General features: G+C 65.0%; 22 protein-coding genes. 8 read left to right on the top strand and 14 right to left on the bottom strand.

Annotation, left to right across the window (positions count from 1 at the left end; genetic code table 11):
- Positions 1-48 precede the first annotated feature (48 nt).
- Positions 49-741: a Pr6Pr family membrane protein gene (locus ASE35_RS00720; protein WP_057162671.1), complete on the bottom strand. Its 693-nt coding sequence runs from the start codon at positions 739-741 to the stop codon at positions 49-51.
- A 106-nt stretch (positions 742-847) separates the two neighbouring features.
- Here ASE35_RS00720 and ASE35_RS00715 point away from each other — a divergent pair, with 106 nt between their 5' ends.
- The gene (locus ASE35_RS00715; protein ID WP_056172650.1) at positions 848-1,789 is read left to right on the top strand and encodes a DMT family transporter; all 942 of its coding nucleotides are present in this window, start codon (positions 848-850) and stop codon (positions 1,787-1,789) included.
- Positions 1,790-1,819: 30 nt separating this feature from the next.
- On the opposite strand, the gene ASE35_RS00710 is transcribed toward ASE35_RS00715, so the two are convergent.
- The 8 genes from ASE35_RS00710 to ASE35_RS20880 all read right to left on the bottom strand — a co-directional run bounded on the left by ASE35_RS00710 (position 1,820) and on the right by ASE35_RS20880 (position 6,030).
- Entirely contained in the window at positions 1,820-2,521 is a 702-nt protein-coding gene (locus tag ASE35_RS00710; RefSeq protein ID WP_057162670.1) for a Sir2 family NAD-dependent protein deacetylase, read from the bottom strand.
- Positions 2,522-2,540: 19 nt separating this feature from the next.
- Positions 2,541-2,939, bottom strand: a complete 399-nt coding sequence (locus ASE35_RS00705; RefSeq protein WP_200956977.1) for a hypothetical protein — start codon at positions 2,937-2,939, stop codon at positions 2,541-2,543.
- 60 nt (positions 2,940-2,999) lie between these two features.
- Positions 3,000-3,344, bottom strand: a complete 345-nt coding sequence (locus tag ASE35_RS00700) for a hypothetical protein (RefSeq protein ID WP_057162669.1) — start codon at positions 3,342-3,344, stop codon at positions 3,000-3,002.
- Positions 3,345-3,576: 232 nt separating this feature from the next.
- Complete coding sequence (locus tag ASE35_RS20885; RefSeq protein WP_157489195.1) at positions 3,577-4,131, bottom strand: zinc chelation protein SecC; 555 nt, start codon at positions 4,129-4,131, stop codon at positions 3,577-3,579.
- Between the two features lie 94 nt (positions 4,132-4,225).
- Complete coding sequence (locus tag ASE35_RS00695) at positions 4,226-4,444, bottom strand: hypothetical protein (protein ID WP_057162668.1); 219 nt, start codon at positions 4,442-4,444, stop codon at positions 4,226-4,228.
- A gap of 63 nt (positions 4,445-4,507) precedes the next feature.
- Complete coding sequence (locus tag ASE35_RS21430) at positions 4,508-4,894, bottom strand: hypothetical protein (protein WP_162259003.1); 387 nt, start codon at positions 4,892-4,894, stop codon at positions 4,508-4,510.
- Positions 4,895-4,984: 90 nt separating this feature from the next.
- Positions 4,985-5,266 carry a hypothetical protein gene (locus tag ASE35_RS00690; RefSeq protein WP_057162667.1) on the bottom strand — a complete coding sequence of 94 codons (282 nt, stop codon included), beginning with the start codon at positions 5,264-5,266 and terminating at the stop codon, positions 4,985-4,987.
- Positions 5,267-5,367: 101 nt separating this feature from the next.
- A complete protein-coding gene (locus tag ASE35_RS20880; protein WP_157489194.1) occupies positions 5,368-6,030 on the bottom strand; it encodes a HEPN domain-containing protein in 663 nt (220 codons plus the stop codon).
- Between the two features lie 429 nt (positions 6,031-6,459).
- Between ASE35_RS20880 and ASE35_RS00685 the strand changes: the two genes are divergently transcribed.
- Positions 6,460-6,855 carry a DoxX family protein gene (locus ASE35_RS00685; RefSeq protein WP_056172634.1) on the top strand — a complete coding sequence of 132 codons (396 nt, stop codon included), beginning with the start codon at positions 6,460-6,462 and terminating at the stop codon, positions 6,853-6,855.
- Positions 6,856-6,864: 9 nt separating this feature from the next.
- Here the strand turns inward: ASE35_RS00685 and ASE35_RS00680 are convergent, their stop codons facing one another.
- A complete protein-coding gene (locus ASE35_RS00680; RefSeq protein ID WP_057161454.1) occupies positions 6,865-7,926 on the bottom strand; it encodes a sensor domain-containing diguanylate cyclase in 1,062 nt (353 codons plus the stop codon).
- 109 nt (positions 7,927-8,035) lie between these two features.
- Positions 8,036-9,418 carry an ATP-dependent RNA helicase DbpA gene (gene dbpA / locus ASE35_RS00675; RefSeq protein WP_056172627.1) on the bottom strand — a complete coding sequence of 461 codons (1,383 nt, stop codon included), beginning with the start codon at positions 9,416-9,418 and terminating at the stop codon, positions 8,036-8,038.
- A 148-nt stretch (positions 9,419-9,566) separates the two neighbouring features.
- On the opposite strand from dbpA, the gene ASE35_RS00670 reads away from it, so the two are divergent.
- The 6 genes from ASE35_RS00670 (at position 9,567) to ASE35_RS00645 (ending at position 14,122) form a co-directional block, all read left to right on the top strand.
- The gene (locus tag ASE35_RS00670) at positions 9,567-10,139 is read left to right on the top strand and encodes a hypothetical protein (RefSeq protein ID WP_057162666.1); all 573 of its coding nucleotides are present in this window, start codon (positions 9,567-9,569) and stop codon (positions 10,137-10,139) included.
- Positions 10,140-10,157: 18 nt separating this feature from the next.
- The gene (locus tag ASE35_RS00665) at positions 10,158-10,649 is read left to right on the top strand and encodes a hypothetical protein (RefSeq protein WP_057161456.1); all 492 of its coding nucleotides are present in this window, start codon (positions 10,158-10,160) and stop codon (positions 10,647-10,649) included.
- A 156-nt stretch (positions 10,650-10,805) separates the two neighbouring features.
- Positions 10,806-11,789 carry an acyl-CoA desaturase gene (locus ASE35_RS00660; protein ID WP_200956976.1) on the top strand — a complete coding sequence of 328 codons (984 nt, stop codon included), beginning with the start codon at positions 10,806-10,808 and terminating at the stop codon, positions 11,787-11,789.
- Positions 11,786-12,790, top strand: a complete 1,005-nt coding sequence (locus ASE35_RS00655) for an SRPBCC domain-containing protein (RefSeq protein WP_157489193.1) — start codon at positions 11,786-11,788, stop codon at positions 12,788-12,790. The genes ASE35_RS00660 and ASE35_RS00655 overlap by 4 nt, the downstream gene beginning before the upstream one ends.
- A gap of 116 nt (positions 12,791-12,906) precedes the next feature.
- Positions 12,907-13,404 carry a sigma-70 family RNA polymerase sigma factor gene (locus ASE35_RS00650; protein ID WP_057163375.1) on the top strand — a complete coding sequence of 166 codons (498 nt, stop codon included), beginning with the start codon at positions 12,907-12,909 and terminating at the stop codon, positions 13,402-13,404.
- A 43-nt stretch (positions 13,405-13,447) separates the two neighbouring features.
- Positions 13,448-14,122: a hypothetical protein gene (locus ASE35_RS00645; protein WP_157489192.1), complete on the top strand. Its 675-nt coding sequence runs from the start codon at positions 13,448-13,450 to the stop codon at positions 14,120-14,122.
- Between the two features lie 85 nt (positions 14,123-14,207).
- Here the strand turns inward: ASE35_RS00645 and ASE35_RS00640 are convergent, their stop codons facing one another.
- The 3 genes from ASE35_RS00640 to ASE35_RS00630 form a co-directional block, all read right to left on the bottom strand.
- Positions 14,208-14,522, bottom strand: a complete 315-nt coding sequence (locus ASE35_RS00640) for a metalloregulator ArsR/SmtB family transcription factor (RefSeq protein WP_057162665.1) — start codon at positions 14,520-14,522, stop codon at positions 14,208-14,210.
- Positions 14,523-14,747: 225 nt separating this feature from the next.
- Positions 14,748-15,188, bottom strand: coding sequence for a hypothetical protein (locus ASE35_RS00635; RefSeq protein ID WP_175489039.1), 441 nt, complete (start codon positions 15,186-15,188; stop codon positions 14,748-14,750).
- A gap of 297 nt (positions 15,189-15,485) precedes the next feature.
- A complete protein-coding gene (locus ASE35_RS00630; RefSeq protein ID WP_200943917.1) occupies positions 15,486-16,505 on the bottom strand; it encodes a fatty acid desaturase in 1,020 nt (339 codons plus the stop codon).
- Positions 16,506-16,582 lie beyond the last annotated feature (77 nt).

Here is a 16,582-nt window from a genome sequence, read left to right as displayed (position 1 = left end):
TTCCGCTAAGAATCTGCAAAGCAGTTCCGGTATACGCGGCCGCCCGACTCAGTCCGACCCGCGCCGGCGCCCCAGCAGCCGGTCGACGCCGAGCAGACCGGCACCGAAGACCAGGAACAGGATCAGCACTCCGACCGAGTTGCGCAGCACCACCGGCCAGCCCAGCGCGCCCACGTCCAGGAACGGATACGGGTACTCGTGCACGACCTGCCCGCGCAGGAAGGCCCAGACCACGTACAAGGCCGGGAACCACAGCCAGCGCCCGAGATCGCGCCAGCCCAGGCCGCCGTGCGGCAGCGCCGCCAGCCACCAGGCCAGATACAGCGCCGGTGTCGCGTAGTGCAGCCCGCTGTCGACCCACCACTGCGCGCCCTGCGGCTGCCAGAGGTGGCGCAGGACGGTGACGTAGACCGTGCCGGTCACCCCGATCGCCAGCGCGATCCCGCCGCGCACGCGCGCGCTGGCCAGCCAACGCGCCAGGCCCGAGCCGCCGCCGAACACCGCCACCGCGCAGGTCGCGCTGACCAGCAGGTTGCTGAGGATGGTGAAGTAGCTCAGGTAGCGCACCGTCGCGAACGCCGGCCCCACCGTGTCCCAGGTGTTGGCTATGAGCAGCCAGTACTGGCCGACCAGGGAGGCCAGCGAGACCGCGCCGACCAGCGCGGCGAAGGCGCGCCCCGACGGGCCGATCGGAGGGGCGGCGCCGACGCCGGACGCGGAACGGGTATCGCTGACTGGCATGGCCGTGCGCTCTCCGCTGGTGTGCGGCGCAGCGTCGCATGCGCGCGCCCGCGGCGCATCCGCGCCGAAGGGCGATAATACGGCTCACCCCACGACCGCGAAACCGATGACCCCGACCGCCAAGGCGCAAGTCCAGATCCACTTCTGCGTGCTGCTGTGGGGCTTCACCGCGATCCTGGGCAAGCTGATCTCGCTGCCGGCGCTGCCACTGGTGTGGTCGCGCATGCTGATCGTGGTGGTCGCGCTGGCCCTGCTGCCCAAGGTCTGGCGCGGCCTGCGCGCGATGCCGGCGCGGCTGCTGTGGTCCTACGCCGGCATCGGCGTGCTGGTGGCGCTGCATTGGCTGACCTTCTACGGCGCGATCAAGCTAGCCAACGCCTCCGTCGCCGCGACCTGCATAGCGCTGGCGACGGTGTTCACCGCCTTGATCGAACCCAAGCTGGCCAAACGGCCGTTCTCCAAGCGCGAACTGGCGCTGGGTGTGGCGGTGCTGCCGGGCGTGGCCCTGGTGGTGGGCGGCGTGCCGCACGAGATGCGCGCGGGGATCGCGGTCGGCGCGGTGTCCGCGCTGCTGGTGGCGTTGTTCTCCTCGCTCAACAAGCGCCTGGTCGAGCACGGCGATCCGCTGACCGTGACCGCGCTGGAGCTTGGCGCCGGCACCCTCGCCCTGACGGTGCTGGCGCCGGTGATGCCGCTGCTGTTCCCGGCCTTCGCCGGCGATCTGCTGGTGCTGCCGGGCCTGCGCGACGCGGTGCTGCTGGTGATCCTGGCGCTGGTGTGCACGCTGCTGCCGTTCGCGTTGTCGCTGGTGGCGCTGCGCCACATGACCGCGTTCGCGGCCCAGCTCGCGATCAACCTGGAACCGGTGTACGCGATCGTGCTCGCCATCGCCCTGCTGGGCGAACAGCGCGAGCTCAGCGGCCTGTTCTATGTCGGCGTGGCGATCATCCTGTCGGCGGTGTTCGTGCACCCGCTGATCAGCCGCCCGCGCGCGGTCTCGCAGCCGGAGTTGCTGGGGACGGCCGAGGCCAAGAACCTGTCCGAGTAGGAAACCACGGTCCGTACTGGGCTCGCCCGCTCACTCGCGCTCAAGCCACGCCTTCGCCAAGCGCGGAACGGCTTGGGCCGCATTGCCGCGAATGAACTCGAATCCATAAGGTATCTCGTCCATCTCCAGCGAGATCAGCACTTTCTCTGCCGAGTCCGCAGCCGCGTCGACTAGCGTGGCGGCCGGATAGACCGTGAGCGAAGTGCCCACCACCATCACCTTGGCGGCGGTGGCGATGTGTTGCCAGGCTAGCTCGATGTGTTGGGTCTGTTCCCCAAACCACACGATATCCGGCCTGAACTGACTGCCCTCCTCGCACACCTGACCAAGCAGGATAGGAGCGTCCTTGATGCGATACCGCTTGGGCGTGTCCGAGGTGCTGCGCGCGTACGCGAGCTCCCCGTGCAGGTGGATGACCTGGCTGGATCCTGCGCGCTCATGAAGTTCATCGACGTTCTGGGTGACTACGACGACTTCATAAGCCGACTCCAGAGCGGCGATGGCGAGATGGGCCGGATTCGGCTCGGCTGCCCAGGCCTTGGCGCGGCGCTCGTTGTAGAAAGCCAGCACCGCTTCCGGGCGTTTCCTCCAGCCTTCGAGGCTTGCGACCTCCTGCCAGGAGTAGTTGTTCCACAGGCCCTTCGAATCGCGGAACGTGGGCAGACCGCTCTCCGCGCTCAGGCCGGAGCCCGACAGAACCACCACTTTATTCGCTTGAATCTCTGGCTTCATGGGGGCTGGAACACCTGATTTATGTCGTTCCACTGGACGGCTGGTCTACAAACGACCCGCCGCCGTCATGCCGGAAGGCCTCAAACGGCAGCTGTACCGGCGAAAGAAGGAAGGAAACCCCATCCTCTTCTTGTTTGACATGCCATAGCACCAGTCCCTCGGGCTTGATGCCGGCATCGAACCGGAATACGAAGGGCGGAAGCCAGAGCAACTCGATATCCCCGTCGCCCTCCCAGCCCATGGCCAGAAAACGGTCTTTGGCCGCTGCGGTGTAGGCCGCCGCCTGCGACCCGACGAACGCGGAAGGCGCCTGGGTGAAGTGCAGATTGTCGATCCACTCGAAAATGTAGCCGTGGAAGGAACGCAAGGCGTCGGGGCCGTAGGAGATCGCGTTCTGCTTTGGGATCGAATAGCCCACCGATGACACCCCCGCCCTTATCTACGCTTGACCGAATTCACGCTGCCGCTGGCGCGGGGCTCAAAGCTGCCACAAGCCATGGTCGTTGCCGCCCTGCAGATAGATGGCGAAGGTGCCATGGCCCGGTATCGGCGTGGGCTCGACCGCGACGAAGCCACCCGCCTGCACCACTGCGGCGACTGCTGCTTCGATGTCCGCCACCAACCAGTACGGTCGGACCACCGATGCTTCGTTCGCCCGCAAGGGCGTGCGTACGCCGACCAGGCCGCCGCCGGCCAGCAACGCGGTACGCGCGTAACCCAATCTGGCATCGGGCTCGCCGAATTTCACACCGTCAGCCGCCTCGTATGCAGCGCACACGGCATCCACGTCCGGGGTCACGACTTCGAGATAATGGATCTGCATAGCACTACACCTCTGACACCACAAATTGGGCCGAGCTAATGAATAGCTGGCCTCCAGAGCGCACCGTAGGCAGCGAGCGCGAGTCTTAGTAGACGACGACCGGTCGAGTTACCAAGTGTATATGAAGAGATCCAACTCCTTATTTAAACCGACCCGATTTGCGGCAGCGGTCGCACCACAATCTTACGAGAAACTGGCAACGCCGCGAAGCGCTGCCGGCTAGAATGAATTATTAGAAATCACTTGCTTTACACCGACGACTGAGCCTCTTGTGGAGCGCATGCATTTCTTTTTCGATGCGATTCAATTCTTTAACCTCGCTCTCACGCAACAAAATCGCGCCATGTTGATAAGCTCGCTCCCCACGATTGAATAAAGCAAATCTTTGCTTAGCGAGAAAGATAAATCTGACGATGTCATTATCCTTAGACAGTGGGTGTCGAACGTTATCAACCTGCCTTCCTTCGTACCGGGCGGCCGCGGAAGGGAGAAAGGTTATTTCGTCGAATGGAATAGGGCGTGGCGCCAAGCAAATAAGCTCTCCTTCCGGGCTCTTCCAGACGGAATGAAATTCAGCCTCCACCATTACGCTAGGCCACTCCCATATGGCCCAACCGATCACCTCTGATCCGCCTTGTTGCGATATGTGCTTTGAGACAATTTCAAAGCAATCATTGATATTTTCAGCATGGAGCGGCCTGCATGGGATAGTCGTAGGGCTTGATCCTGGCTCCACATCCCTGCATAGCAGAACTACGTGCTCATCTTGAATGATGCCGGCGCGCATAATTGTGGCTTCGAACGCTTGAATTAAGCCGATCCGCTAAGCAGCTTCAGCTTGAATGAATTGCTAGGCTTCAATGGGCCTGTCAGTAAGTCGCTCATGACGCCACGATGATTGCAATCACAGCAAGCGCCGTACTGATGATCCACTGCCAGTGCGCGAGGTAGAAGCGGCCAAGTGCGCCCAGCAGTTTGGCGAGGACTGGCTGTTCGTAGCGCCCCAGAGACAAGAAGAAAATCTGGTTACTTGGATCACTGGGTGGCGGCGGAATGTATCGCCCCCGACGCCATTCTTTGAGCTTCTCGATGATTGCCATAGTCTTCAACTTAAGGACTTGAATTTGGCCCCGCCGCGAGGCGGCGTCGCCTTGAATAAATTATTATTTTGCTTGCAGCGTTGCAGCGAACCACAGTAGGAAGCCAAGACCCGCCAAAAAACTGATAGCTGATAGCCAGAACAACCAGTCTAGAAGTCGCTCAAGGGCGCGAGCCGAGTGAACGGTAGTGCCGCCGTGAGCGTTCTTAAGCCACTTGGCAGATACGTACTGGAATAGAACTCCGAAGAAGATTGCTGCGCCTAGAAGCACCCACGAAGCGTATACAGCGCAGGTAAGGTATGGGAGGAGAGGCTTGCCGTCTCCGAGGCCAGCCAAGTCGCGAATAAAGAATAAGGGTAGTACGAGCGAGGCTGTGGAGAGCACTGTGACTGATGCAACAACTTTTTGATACTCGGCATTTGCCAAAGACTTCCAGTCTTGATCTGCCATGAACTCTCCCCCAGCAATCTAACGCCTGAATTAAGCTGACCCACGAAGCGGGTTCGGCTTGAATAAATTTTTAAGCCTCATTGCCAGACCTTACATCCCAACGGTCACTTCCGTGTAGTTACCGTCCTTTTGGCTGATCCGGATGGTCTTCTCTGCCACTGAAATCTCCATAGTCTCGCGGTGACCGACCAGATCAAGATCGTCTAGCCCAAAAAAGTCCTTCAATGTCTCCACATTGAGCGTGAAGTCACCAGCAAGCGAACCTAACGCTTTGATATCTGCGACAGACGAAATAGTAAACCCATATGCGACTCCTTCAAGCCCAGCGACCTGAGCCTGGAGCGCATGGGGCAGTTCTTTGAAATGCACCATATCGCCAAATGAAGTTAGTTGCGCGAATCTGTCATACGGGGGTCTAATACCTAAACTAAGCCACGCCACCAAGTGGCGTCTGCTCGAATTAATTGCTGCCGTCATGCCGTGGCCATGTAGGTCATTTCATCCCACGGATATCGGCTGACACGGGAATGAATAAAAGCCCTAATTTCATTGTTGCTGCGAATTGATAACCGGCCGACAAGATCGAATGCATTCATTACATCCTGCTTGCGGACACTTGCTGAGTGCTTGACCCGATGAGCGATGCTGCCGCGAAGTGTGACTAACGAATCTAACGCGGACACTGCCTGAGTAGAAGTTCTACCGGACCATCTCCAAGTCTTTGAAATGTCCTTGCGCCCAATGGTTTTAGCAAACAACTCGTCAACCTGTGCGGCTCTCGGTGTGTTTAGGGTTCCAGTAGTCTTTGCCAAAACTTCTGCAAGATTGTCGGAAAGTGCTTGCTTCCATCCATCGCCTGCCAAGGCCCAAGCCTTGAGTCCGTTGTTCTTTGAAGCGACACGCTCCAGCACAGAATCAGGGAAGGCATGATGATCCGCTGCGTGCTTGATCATGAATTCCAGAGAAGTCTTGGCAAGGTCTTCCACATACGCTTCCCAGCAGGCAACCACTAATACAATGGCGCTCTTATTGAGCACCTCGATTCCACGCCGTCTGCCGGGACCCGTTCCTCCAACTGAAGCGTGGATATCAAGAAGGCTTGCTGTCTCAGAGACATTGCTGAGCAACTCTTTCAAGTGTGGTGGCGGATTCGAGACTGACATTTGTGCCCCCCTGATGCGAGATTCCTACGCCTGATAGCTAACTAAGATTAGCCCCAAAAATGGGGCGTCGCACAGATTGTGGGCATGGCACCAGAACCCAGTCAATCAGGATTTTCAAAAGCCATTCAAGGGGTTATTAACAGGACCCCCAACCAGGCAGGAAGTGAAACATTGTGAATTTAACTGCGTGGCTACCGTCCGGCACCCAATACCGAATTCTTGCAGTCATAGGCACTTCGCGGGCCATGCCAACAAGGCCCCGGCTGTTCGAAAAATTCGACGCACCGGAAAGCTCCACGTTCGGAAGCAGGAAGCCGATACTCCCGCGCCCCGCAGACACGACCGCTTCCGCCGACTATCCTGCGGTTCGTCCACGCGCCCCAACCTCGTCCAGGAACCCCGATGAACCCGAATACCCAACAGGATCTCGCCCGACTGTTCATGCGCATCGTCCTGGGCGCGCTGATCCTGCTGCACGGCATCGCCAAGCTCAAAGGCGGCATGGGCGGCATCGTCGGCCTGGTCGAGTCGCACGGGCTGCCCGGCTTCCTCGGCTACGGCGTGCTGCTGGGCGAGGTGCTGGCGCCGATCCTGTTGATCGTGGGCTGGCACGCACGCGTCGGCGGCGCGCTGATCGCGGTCAACATGCTGTTCGCGATCTTCCTGGTCCACCTGGGCCAGCTGAACCAGCTCAACGACCAGGGCGGCTGGGCCCTGGAGCTGCAGGTGATGTTCCTGGTCTCCGGCCTGGCGATCGCCCTGCTCGGCCCGGGCAGCTTCAGCGCCAACGGCAAGTAAGCGCGGCGCTCATTCCTCGGACGCGACCACTCGGTTGCGTCCGCCGCGCTTGGCCGCGTACAGGGCCTGGTCGGCGCGGGTGAACAACTGCTCGGCGGTTTCGCCGGCGCGCGCCACAGCGACGCCGATGCTGGTGGTCACCGCCAGGGTCTGGGTGGTGTGTTCCACCGACTCGCGCAGGTATTCGCATTGCAGGGCCGCGTCGCTGAGGCCGCGGTCGTGGATCAGCCACACGAACTCCTCGCCGCCGTAGCGCGCGACCAGGCCGCTGCCGCCACTGGCCGAACGCAGCACGCGTGCGACGTCGCTGAGCACCTCGTCGCCGACCGCGTGGCCGTGGACGTCGTTGACGATCTTGAAGTGGTCGATGTCCAGCACCGCCACCGCGACCTGGCGCCCCGCCAGCAGGGCCTGCTCCAAGGCGACGCCGAACGCACGCCGGTTGGCCAGCCCGGTCAGGGCGTCGGTGCGGGTCTGCTCGGTGAGGTCGGCGTTCTGCGCTTCCAGTTCCTGCTGGTAGTGCTGTAATTGCTCCTCGTACCAGGCGCGCTCATTGAGCTGATGGCTGAGTTCGCGACTGACCCGGCGCAGTTCCATCAGGTGGGTGACCTGGCGCGACAGCGCCTGCAGCGCGGCGATCTGGAACGGCGCCAACTCGCGCGGCTGGTCGTCGAGCACGCACAGGGTGCCCAGCGCGTAGCCGTCGGAACTGACCAGCGGCGCGCCGGCGTAAAAGCGGATATTGGGGTCGCCGGTAACCAGCGGGTTGCCCTGGAAGCGCGCGTCGTCGCGCGCGTCGGGCACCACCATCACGTTCGACGGCTCCAGGATCGCGTGCGCGCAGAAGGCGTAATCGCGCGAGGTCTCCTCGGTCTCCAGGCCACGCCGGCCCTTGAACCATTGGCGGTCGGCGTCGATCAGCGACACCGTGCTCATCGGCGTGGCGCAGATCGCGCCGGCGATCGCGGTCAGGTCGTCGAAGGCCGAGTCCGGCGGCGTGTCCAGGATCGCGTAACGCTGCAGCGCGGCCAGGCGCTCGGCTTCGTTGGCGGGCTTTTGCGGCTTGATCATCGTCACTCTCGTAGCCAGTGGCGGCGTCGCGGCCGTGACGCGGCGACCGCCGCAGCTTCGCGCAAACGCGCGTGCCCCGCCAGTCTCCGCCGTTTCCCGTATCGGTTTCCTACAGTTTATGCACGCGGAACTTGCGCCCCTTGATCTTGCCTTCACGCAGACGCGCCAGCGCCTGCGCGGCCTGCGCGCGCGCGACGGCGACATAGGAGCGGGTCGGAAACACGTCGATCTTGCCGACCTGATCGGCCTTGAGCCCGGCATCACCGGTGAGCGCGCCGAGCACGTCGCCGGGGCGCAGCTTGTCGGTGCGGCCGGCGTCGATGCGCAGGGTCGCCATCGGCGCCACCGGCACGTTGCTGGCGCGGCCGGCCAGCGGCGCGGCGCGTTCCCAACGCAACGGCCGGCCCTGGCGTTCTTCGATCGGCTGCGCGCGCGCGATCTCGCGCGGGCTGCACAGGCTCAGGGCCACGCCGCCGCGGCCGGCGCGACCGGTGCGGCCGATGCGATGGATGTAGACGTCCGGATCGGTCGGCAGTTCGTAGTTCACCACCGCGGCCAAGTCCTGCACGTCCAGGCCGCGCGCGGCCACGTCGCTGGCGACCAGCACGTTGCAGCTGCGGTTGGCGAAGCGCACCAGCACTTCGTCGCGGTCGCGCTGCTCCATATCGCCGTGCAGGGCCAGCGCGGTGAAGCCGTAGTGGCTCAGCGAGCCGACCACTTCCTCGGTGTCGCGGCGCATGTTGCAGAACACCACGCAGGAATCCGGGCGGAACTCCAGCAGCAGCGCGGCCAGCAGCGGGGTCTTCCTGGCCGGCTCGACTTCGTAGAAATGCTGCTCGACCACCGGCTGCCCGGCGGCGCCTTCGACCGTGACCTCGACCGGCTCGCGCATCATCTTCGCGGCCAGGGTGCGGATCGCGTCGGGGAAGGTGGCCGAGAACAGCAGGGTCTGGCGCTTGCGCGGGGTCTTGCCGACCAGCTCGCGGATTGGCTCCTCGAAGCCCATGTCGAGCATGCGGTCGGCTTCGTCCAGCACCAGCACCGACACCGCATCCAGGCGCAGGGCCTGCTTGCGCACCAGCTCCTGCAGGCGGCCGGGCGTGCCGACCACCACGTGCGGTGCGTGCTCCAGCGAGGCCAACTGCGGGCCCAGCGGCATGCCGCCGCAGAGCACCGAGACCTTGAGGTTGGGAATCGCGAAGGCGAGCTTGCGCAGCTGGCGACCGACCTGGTCGGCCAGCTCGCGCGTGGGACACAGCACCAACGCCTGGGTGCGGCCGTCGGCGGGGTCCAGTCGGTGCAGCAGGCCCAGGCCGAAGGCGGCGGTCTTGCCGCTGCCGGTCGGGGCCTGCGCGATCAGGTCGCGGCCCTCCAACAGGGCCGGCAGGCCCTGGGCCTGGATGGGGGTCATGCGCTCGTAACCGAGCGCGGCCACGCCCTGCAACAAGGCGGGCGACAGCGGGAGGGAGGCGAAATCGTCGTTCTGGCTCATGCGCCATGATCGCAGCATTGGCCCGAGCCTGCGCTCCAACCTCGCCGCGCGGCCCCGGCGCGCCGTATGCTGCCGGCGCCGGCACGGCCCAGGGAAGGCCGCCGCCGGGAGACCGGCCGCAAGATCTGTCGCCACACGGAGCGCGCGCATGGAACCGCAATTCCTCCATATCCGGGTCCTGCTGGGCATCATCCTGGGCCTGGCGATCACCACCCTGCTCAAGGGCCTGGCGCGCTTCGTCCAGCACCCCGGCCGCGATCGCATCTACTGGGTGCACCTGGGCTGGGCGGTGTCGATGTTCATCCTGCTCATCCATTTCTGGTGGTGGGAGTTCCGCCTGATCCACGTGCATGCCTGGACCATCACCGCCTACGCGTTCCTGATCGTCTACGTGGTCGTGCTGTTTCTGTTGTGCACCCTGCTGTTTCCCGACGACATCGGCGACTACGGCGGCTGGCAGGATTACTTCCAGTCGCGGCGCAAGTGGTTCTTCGGGATCATGGCGCTGAGCTACCTGATCGATTTCATCGACACCGCGATCAAGGGCAGCATCTACTTCGAAAGCCGCGGCCCCGAATACCCGCTGCGCAATCTGGGCTTCGTGCTGATGTGCCTGATCGCGATGCGCACGCGTTCGGAGTGGTTCCACCGTGCGTTCGTGGTCGCGGGCATTCTCTACGAGCTGTCCTGGATCTACCGTCTGTACGACTTCGTCGACTGAAGCATCGGAGCGCAAGGCATGGATGCAGAAACCCTCAAGGTGCTCATCGCGGTGGTCGGCGCCAGCGCCTCGTTCTGCTGGGGCGTGTGGACCTGGCGCACCGCCCGCCGCGATCAGCTGCAGGCCATGCGCGAAGAAGGCGAGCGCAAGGCCGAGGCCCGGCGCATCGAGGCGACCCGGCCGTTCCTGGAGAAACAGCTCGAGCTGTACGCGGAAGCGGCGCGGGTGTGCGCGCGCATCGCGTCCGCGCACGACCACGGCGACGCGGTCGCGCGCTTCTGGGAGCTGTATTGGGGCGAGCTGGCGCTGGTCGAGAACCGCGAGGTCGAGGCCGGCATGGTGCTGTTCGGCCAAGCGTTGCAGTACATGCCCGAGGACCGTTCGGAGCTGCGCCATCGCGCGCTGGAGCTGGCGGCCGCCTGCCGCGCCTCTCTGGCCCGCTCCTGGGGCGTGGACGCCTGGGTCGCGCCGGACCTCGCCTCCGAGCGCGGCGCGCCGCCGCGGGCCTGACGCCCGCGGGCCCGCGAGCGCCGCATCGCCGCCTGTCGGCGGCCGCTTGACAAGCGTGGCGCTCGCAAATAAACATTTAGCAAATTAGTTAAATGCTGAATACCGCCGACGTCGCCCCAGCCTGGGAGCGGTCCGCGCCCAGACCAGGGGATCGCCATGAACGCACTGCCCGACAGCCTGAGCACCCATCGCGTGCGCGCTCACCCCGATGCCGAAGCCGCGGTGCGCGCGGTCAGCGCAGGGGCGGTGGTCTGGGAACCGGTGCGCTCGGTGTGGTTCAGCGCCATGGTGCTGGGTGCGATCGTCGGCGGTGCCTGGTACTTCAGCTGGTCGGCCCTGGCCCTGTTCGTGCTCAGCACCGCCACCGTGCTGCTGCTCGGCCACTCGCTGGGCATGCACCGCAAACTGATCCACGACAGCTACGACTGCCCGAAGTGGCTGGAGTACCTGCTGGTCTACTGCGGCGTGCAGGTCGGCCTGGCCGGGCCTTTAGGCCTGGTGCGCACCCACGACCTGCGCGACTACGCCCAACGCCTGCCGCACTGCCACGACTACCTCGCCCACCGGCAACCGTTCCTGATCGACGCCTGGTGGCAACTGCACTGCGAACTGCGGCTGGCCGATCCGCCGCAGATCGCGATCGAAGCGCGCATCGCCGACGACCGGTTCTATCGCTTCCTGCAGCGCAGCTGGATGGCTCAGCACCTGCCTTGGGCGCTGCTGTTCTTCGCCCTGGGCGGTTGGGGCTGGGTGTTCTGGGGCGTGTGTGCACGCGTGAGCGCGGGCGTGTTCGGGCACTGGCTGATCGGCTACTTCGCCCACAACCATGGTGGCATGCACCACGAAGTGCGCGGCGCCGCGGTGCAGGGCCACAACGTGCGCTTCGCCTCGCTGCTGAGCATGGGCGAGAGCTGGCACAACAACCATCATGCGTTCCCGGGCTCGGCGCGTTTGGGGCTGTATGCGGGCGAATGGGACCCGGGTTGGTGGACGCTGCGCGCGTTGGCGCGTGTCGGCCTGGTCGGTCGCCTGCGCGAGCCCGCCGACCTGCCGCCGCGTCCGGAGCTGCACCGGCTGCCCGAGCCCGCGCCGACGCCCTGCATGTTCTGCCAGGGTCTGCGCGCGCGGGGGCTGTCATGAGCGCGGCGCCGCCGATCGGGAAAGTTCGTTGGCTGTACGGCAATTGGTTATGGCCGCTGCTATGCGGTGTGCTGGTCGGTCTGGGCTTACGCTTGATCTTCAGCGCGGACGCCGGAGAGCCCTACGCGACCATGCTGATTTCGTTCCTGCTGCTCGCGCCGTTTGTGGTCGGCATGGTGGCCGTCTATGTGGTCGAGCGGCAAACCCGCAAGGACTTGGGTTTCCACTTCGGCATGGGCGCGCTCGCCAATGTGTTCTTCGTGATCGGAACCATGGCCGTGGGCCTGGAAGGCGCGATCTGCGTCGTCCTCGCAGCCCCTATCTTCGCGATCATCGGCGCGCTCGGCGGCTTGTGCATGGGCCTGATCTGCCGCCTGACCAAATGGCCGGGCACCTCGCTGTACGGGGCCGCCTTGCTGCCGCTGGTGCTGGGCGCCGTGGAGAACCCGCATCCCCAAGGCCGCATCGAACGTATCGAGCGGGAGGTTTTCGTGGCCGCGCCGCCAGCGGAAGTCTGGCGCCAGCTGATGACCGCGGACGCGATCCGACCCGATGAAGTCGATGCCGCCTGGACCTACCGCATCGGCGTGCCCAAGCCCCTGGCCGGCATCGTGCGCCAGACGCCGACCGGCCTGGTTCGCGATGTGCGCATGGGCAAAGGCATCCACTTCCAGCAGATGTCGACCGACTGGCAGCCGCAGCGCTACGTGAACTGGCGATACCATTTCGACGACGATTCCGTGCCCCCCGGCGCGCTGGACGATCACGTGCGCATCGGCGGCGAGTACTTCGACCTGCTCGACACGCGCTACACCCTGACCCCGCGCGACGGCGGCACCGAACTGGCGATGAGCCTGGACTACCGCGTCAGCACCGCCTTCGATTGGTATGCCGCGCCGCTGGGGCGCTGGCTGCTGGGCGGCCAGAGCGAGACCCTGCTGTCGTTCTATCGGCGCCGCGCCGAAGCCGGCCACCGCCCGGCCGCGCCGCCGCCCGGCTGACCGCCCCGCCCTCGGCCGCGCCCGGCTGTGATGTTTCGCCCCTCCCCGCGAATCATGTGTTCGACTAGGGCGGAAGCGGCGGCATCGGCATGAAGGGTTTGGAGGGGGCGGTCGGCATGGACAACGCACGGCAACGCTTCGGCGAACTGCTGGATGCGCATCGCAAAATCGTCTTCAAGGTCGGCAATACCTATTGCCGGCACCCCGACGATCGCGCCGACCTGGCCCAGGAGATCGCGACCCAGTTGTGGCGCGCCTATCCCGGCTACGACCCGTCGCGGCCGTTCTCGACCTGGATGTACCGGATCGCGCTGAACGTGGCGATCTCGTTCGTGCGCAGCGACGGCCCGCGCCAACGCAATGCGGTGCCGCTGGACGAAGACCTGCACGAACTCGCCGACGAATCCGCCGGCGACCACGAGAGCGCGCAGCGCGTGCGCGACCTGCACCGCTTCATCGGCCAGTTGGAACCGCTCAACCGCGCCTTGCTGCTGCTCTACCTGGAAGACCGCAGCTACCGCGAGATCGCCGAGGTGCTCGGCATCAGCGAGACCAACGCGGCCACCAAGATCAGCCGCCTCAAACAACGCATCCGCAGCGAAATGCCGGACTGACGGCGGCGCGCGCACTTCTTTCCACCACGCGATACACGACACGATGAGCGCAACGACGATGGAACTGGACGATCTCAAACAAGCCTGGCAGGACCTCGACCGCAAGCTCGAGCGCCAACACGCCATGGACCTGCTGCGCTTCCGCGAAGAACGCGGCAAGCGCCTGAAATCCGGCCTGTGGCCGCTGGTCGTGGGCCAGGGGCTGCAGATGCTGATGGGGCTGGCGGTGCTGCTGCTGGGCGTCGATTTCTGGACCAGCCACCGCGAGGTCCCCCACCTGTTCGTGTGCGGCCTGATCCTGCACGTCTACGGCGTGGCCCTGATCGCCTGCGGCGGCATGGTGCAGGCCATGATCGCGGCGGTGGACTACTCGGCGCCGGTGCTGGACATCCAGAAACGCCTGGCGCGGCTGCGCAAGTTCTATGTGCGCACCGGCATGGTCGTGGGCCTGGCCTGGTGGCTGATCTGGATGCCGTTCATGACCGTGGTCTTCATGGTGCTGTTCGGCGCGGACATGTACGTCAATGCGCCCTCGGTGTTCGCGATCGGCGGGGCGATCGGCGTCGTCGGCCTGCTCGCGACCTGGTGGTTGCACCGCTGGTCGCGCCACCCCAGCCGGCCGCGCCTGGCCAAGGCCATGGAAGACAGCATCACCGGCCGCAGCCTGCGCCGTGCCCAAGCGATCGCCGACGAGATCGCGCGCTTCGAGCGCGATTGAAGCAGGGTCGGCCGGCGCGTCGCGCCGGCCCGGATCGAATGCGATACCGCGCCGCGACAGCGGCGCCATTCCCCCAGCGGCCGGCTCAACCGGCCGCTTTTTTCGCGCGCCGGCTCTCGCGCTTGAGCGGGCCGCCGACCGGGCAGATCTCGAACGCGAACTGGGTCAGGGTATTGACCAGGTTGTCGGGCACCAGCTTGTACACCACGAACTGCCCGTGCCGCTCGCTGGAAATCAGGCCGGCGTTGACCAGCACCGACAGGTGGCGCGAGACCGCCGGCGCGCTCATGTTGAAACGCGCGGCGATGTCGCCGGCCGGCAGTTCCTGCTCGGACAGATAGGCCAGAATCTGCCGCCGCGGCGTGGACGCCAGCGCCTCGAAGATCTTGTCCTGTTTCATAACTGAGCGCTCATGGCTGGGCTTTCATGGTCGGAACGACGACGGCCCGCGAGGGCCGGCGCGCACGGTCGATGCGGTGCGGGAACATCATAGCCTTCCGCACCGCGCGGGTATGAGCGCGGGCGAAACCGGCCCCGCGCGGCGCCGCACGCGCGCAAGCCGCGGCGGGTGCGCGCACCCGTCGCGGCCTGGACTTGCGGCGTGGTCGCGCGTCGCAAGCCGGCCTCAACCGCGGCCCGGCAGCGGCGGCGGCGCGCCGCGCGCGGCGGCTTCGGCGACGCGCTCTTCGTAGCGCTGCTCGTTCATCCAGCCCGACACCACCCGGCCGTAGCGCGAAATCATCATCATGTTGAAGAAGTGCATGGCGCCCAGCATCAGCACCGACACGCCGATCTTGCTGCCGATATGGGCGATCGGGTTGCTGAGCAGGGCGTCGGCGTTCCAGCCGTCCAGGCGGATCGCGATCACGCCGATGTTGATCAGGTAGAAGCCCACCACGAGCAGATGGTTGGTGGACTTGGCCAGCACTTCGTTCTGGCCGAAGCACATCACCAGGAACACCTCGCCGTTGCGAGACAGGGTGCGGGCCACCCAGATCGTCATGGCGACGGAGATGGCCAGGTAGGCGAGCAGGCCGACTTGGGTGACTAGGGCTTCATCGATCATGGCGGTACACCTCTATGGTTTAGTCATTTGCTTATTTAACTAAAATGCTAAATCAATCGAAGACGAAGTCAAGCGCCGTTCGTCGGCCTGCGTCGGGCCGAGCGGCCGGGCCGTGGGCCTCGTGGAAGCGAAGCGCCGGTCGAGGCCGGGAGCGTGGGGCGGTACGCGAGGGACGGCGCTGAAGCGCTGGGGCGCCCGCTTGCGGGCGGCGACGCCCGCCGGATCGGTCACGGCGGAGCGCTGAGGGCAGGACGTCGCGCGCTGCGGACGCCCTGCCCGGTGCTTGCTAGACGCGGATCAGGCCCGCGCGCGCTTGGGGAAACCGACCATGCGCTTGAGGTCTTCGTCCCACAGCTTCAATCGCGCGCACTTCAGGCTGGACCACAGGGTCAGCTTGGGCGCGGCCTGCAGCAGCGGGCTGGACTCGTAGGCCTCGCGCAGACGGTAGTTGGGGATGCGGCTGGCGAGGTGGTGGATGTGGTGGTAACCGATGTTGCCGGTGAACCAATGCATCACCCGCGGCAGGTCGTAGAACGAGCTGCCGGCGATCGCGGCCTCGTGCGAGTTCCAGTCGTCCTTACGGGTCCAGTAGGCATCCTCGAAGGTGTGCTGCACATAGAACAGCCACACGCCCATCGCGCCGGCCAGCAGCACGATCGGCAGGTGCACCAGCAGCACGGTGTGCCAGCCGATGGTGAAGCCCATCGCGACGAAGGCCACGATCAGCATCAGGTTGTTGAGCAGCACGCTCGCCCATTCCTTCTTCCAGGTGAAGGGCAGATCGAACGGGAAGCGGTGCTTGAGCACGAACTGGTACAGCGGGCCGATGCCCAGCAGCACCGGCGTGCTGCGGTAGAAGCGGTAGCTCATGCGGCCCAGCCAGGAACGCGCGCGGTACTCGGCGACGGTCAGGGTCTCGATATCGCCCATCTCGCGGCGGTCGAGGTTGCCCGAGGTGCCGTGGTGCACGGCATGGGTCTTCTTCCAGTAGCCGTAGGGGAACAGGGTCACCAGACCCAGGCAGCGGCCGACGATGTCGTTGGCGCGGCTGCTGGCGAAGAAGGAGCCGTGCCCGCAGTCGTGCTGGATGATGAAGATGCGCACGTATAGGCCGGCGGAGGGCAGCGCCAGCAGCAGCGTCCAGCCGTAGCCCCATTGCGCCACCACGCTCCAGGCCATCAGGGTCCACAGTGCGGCGAACGGAATCAGGGTGTTGATCAGTTGCCAGACCGCCCGTCCCAGGTGCGGTTTGGCGAAGCGCGCGCACAGTTGGCGCAGGTTGGTTACGGCGGCGTGCGATTCGTCTGCGGCGCTCAAGCGGATTCTCCAGAGGAAGACCCATTGTCGGCGTCGCTACGTGTCCTAGCAATGACGTTCGTTGGCGTATGGTTGTG

Origin of the sequence: Lysobacter sp. Root916, assembly GCF_001429785.1 — a bacterium.
GTDB lineage: Bacteria > Pseudomonadota > Gammaproteobacteria > Xanthomonadales > Xanthomonadaceae > Lysobacter.
Note: the sequence above shows the minus strand (reverse complement) of the source record. Positions and strands in the feature narration are given on the sequence as shown.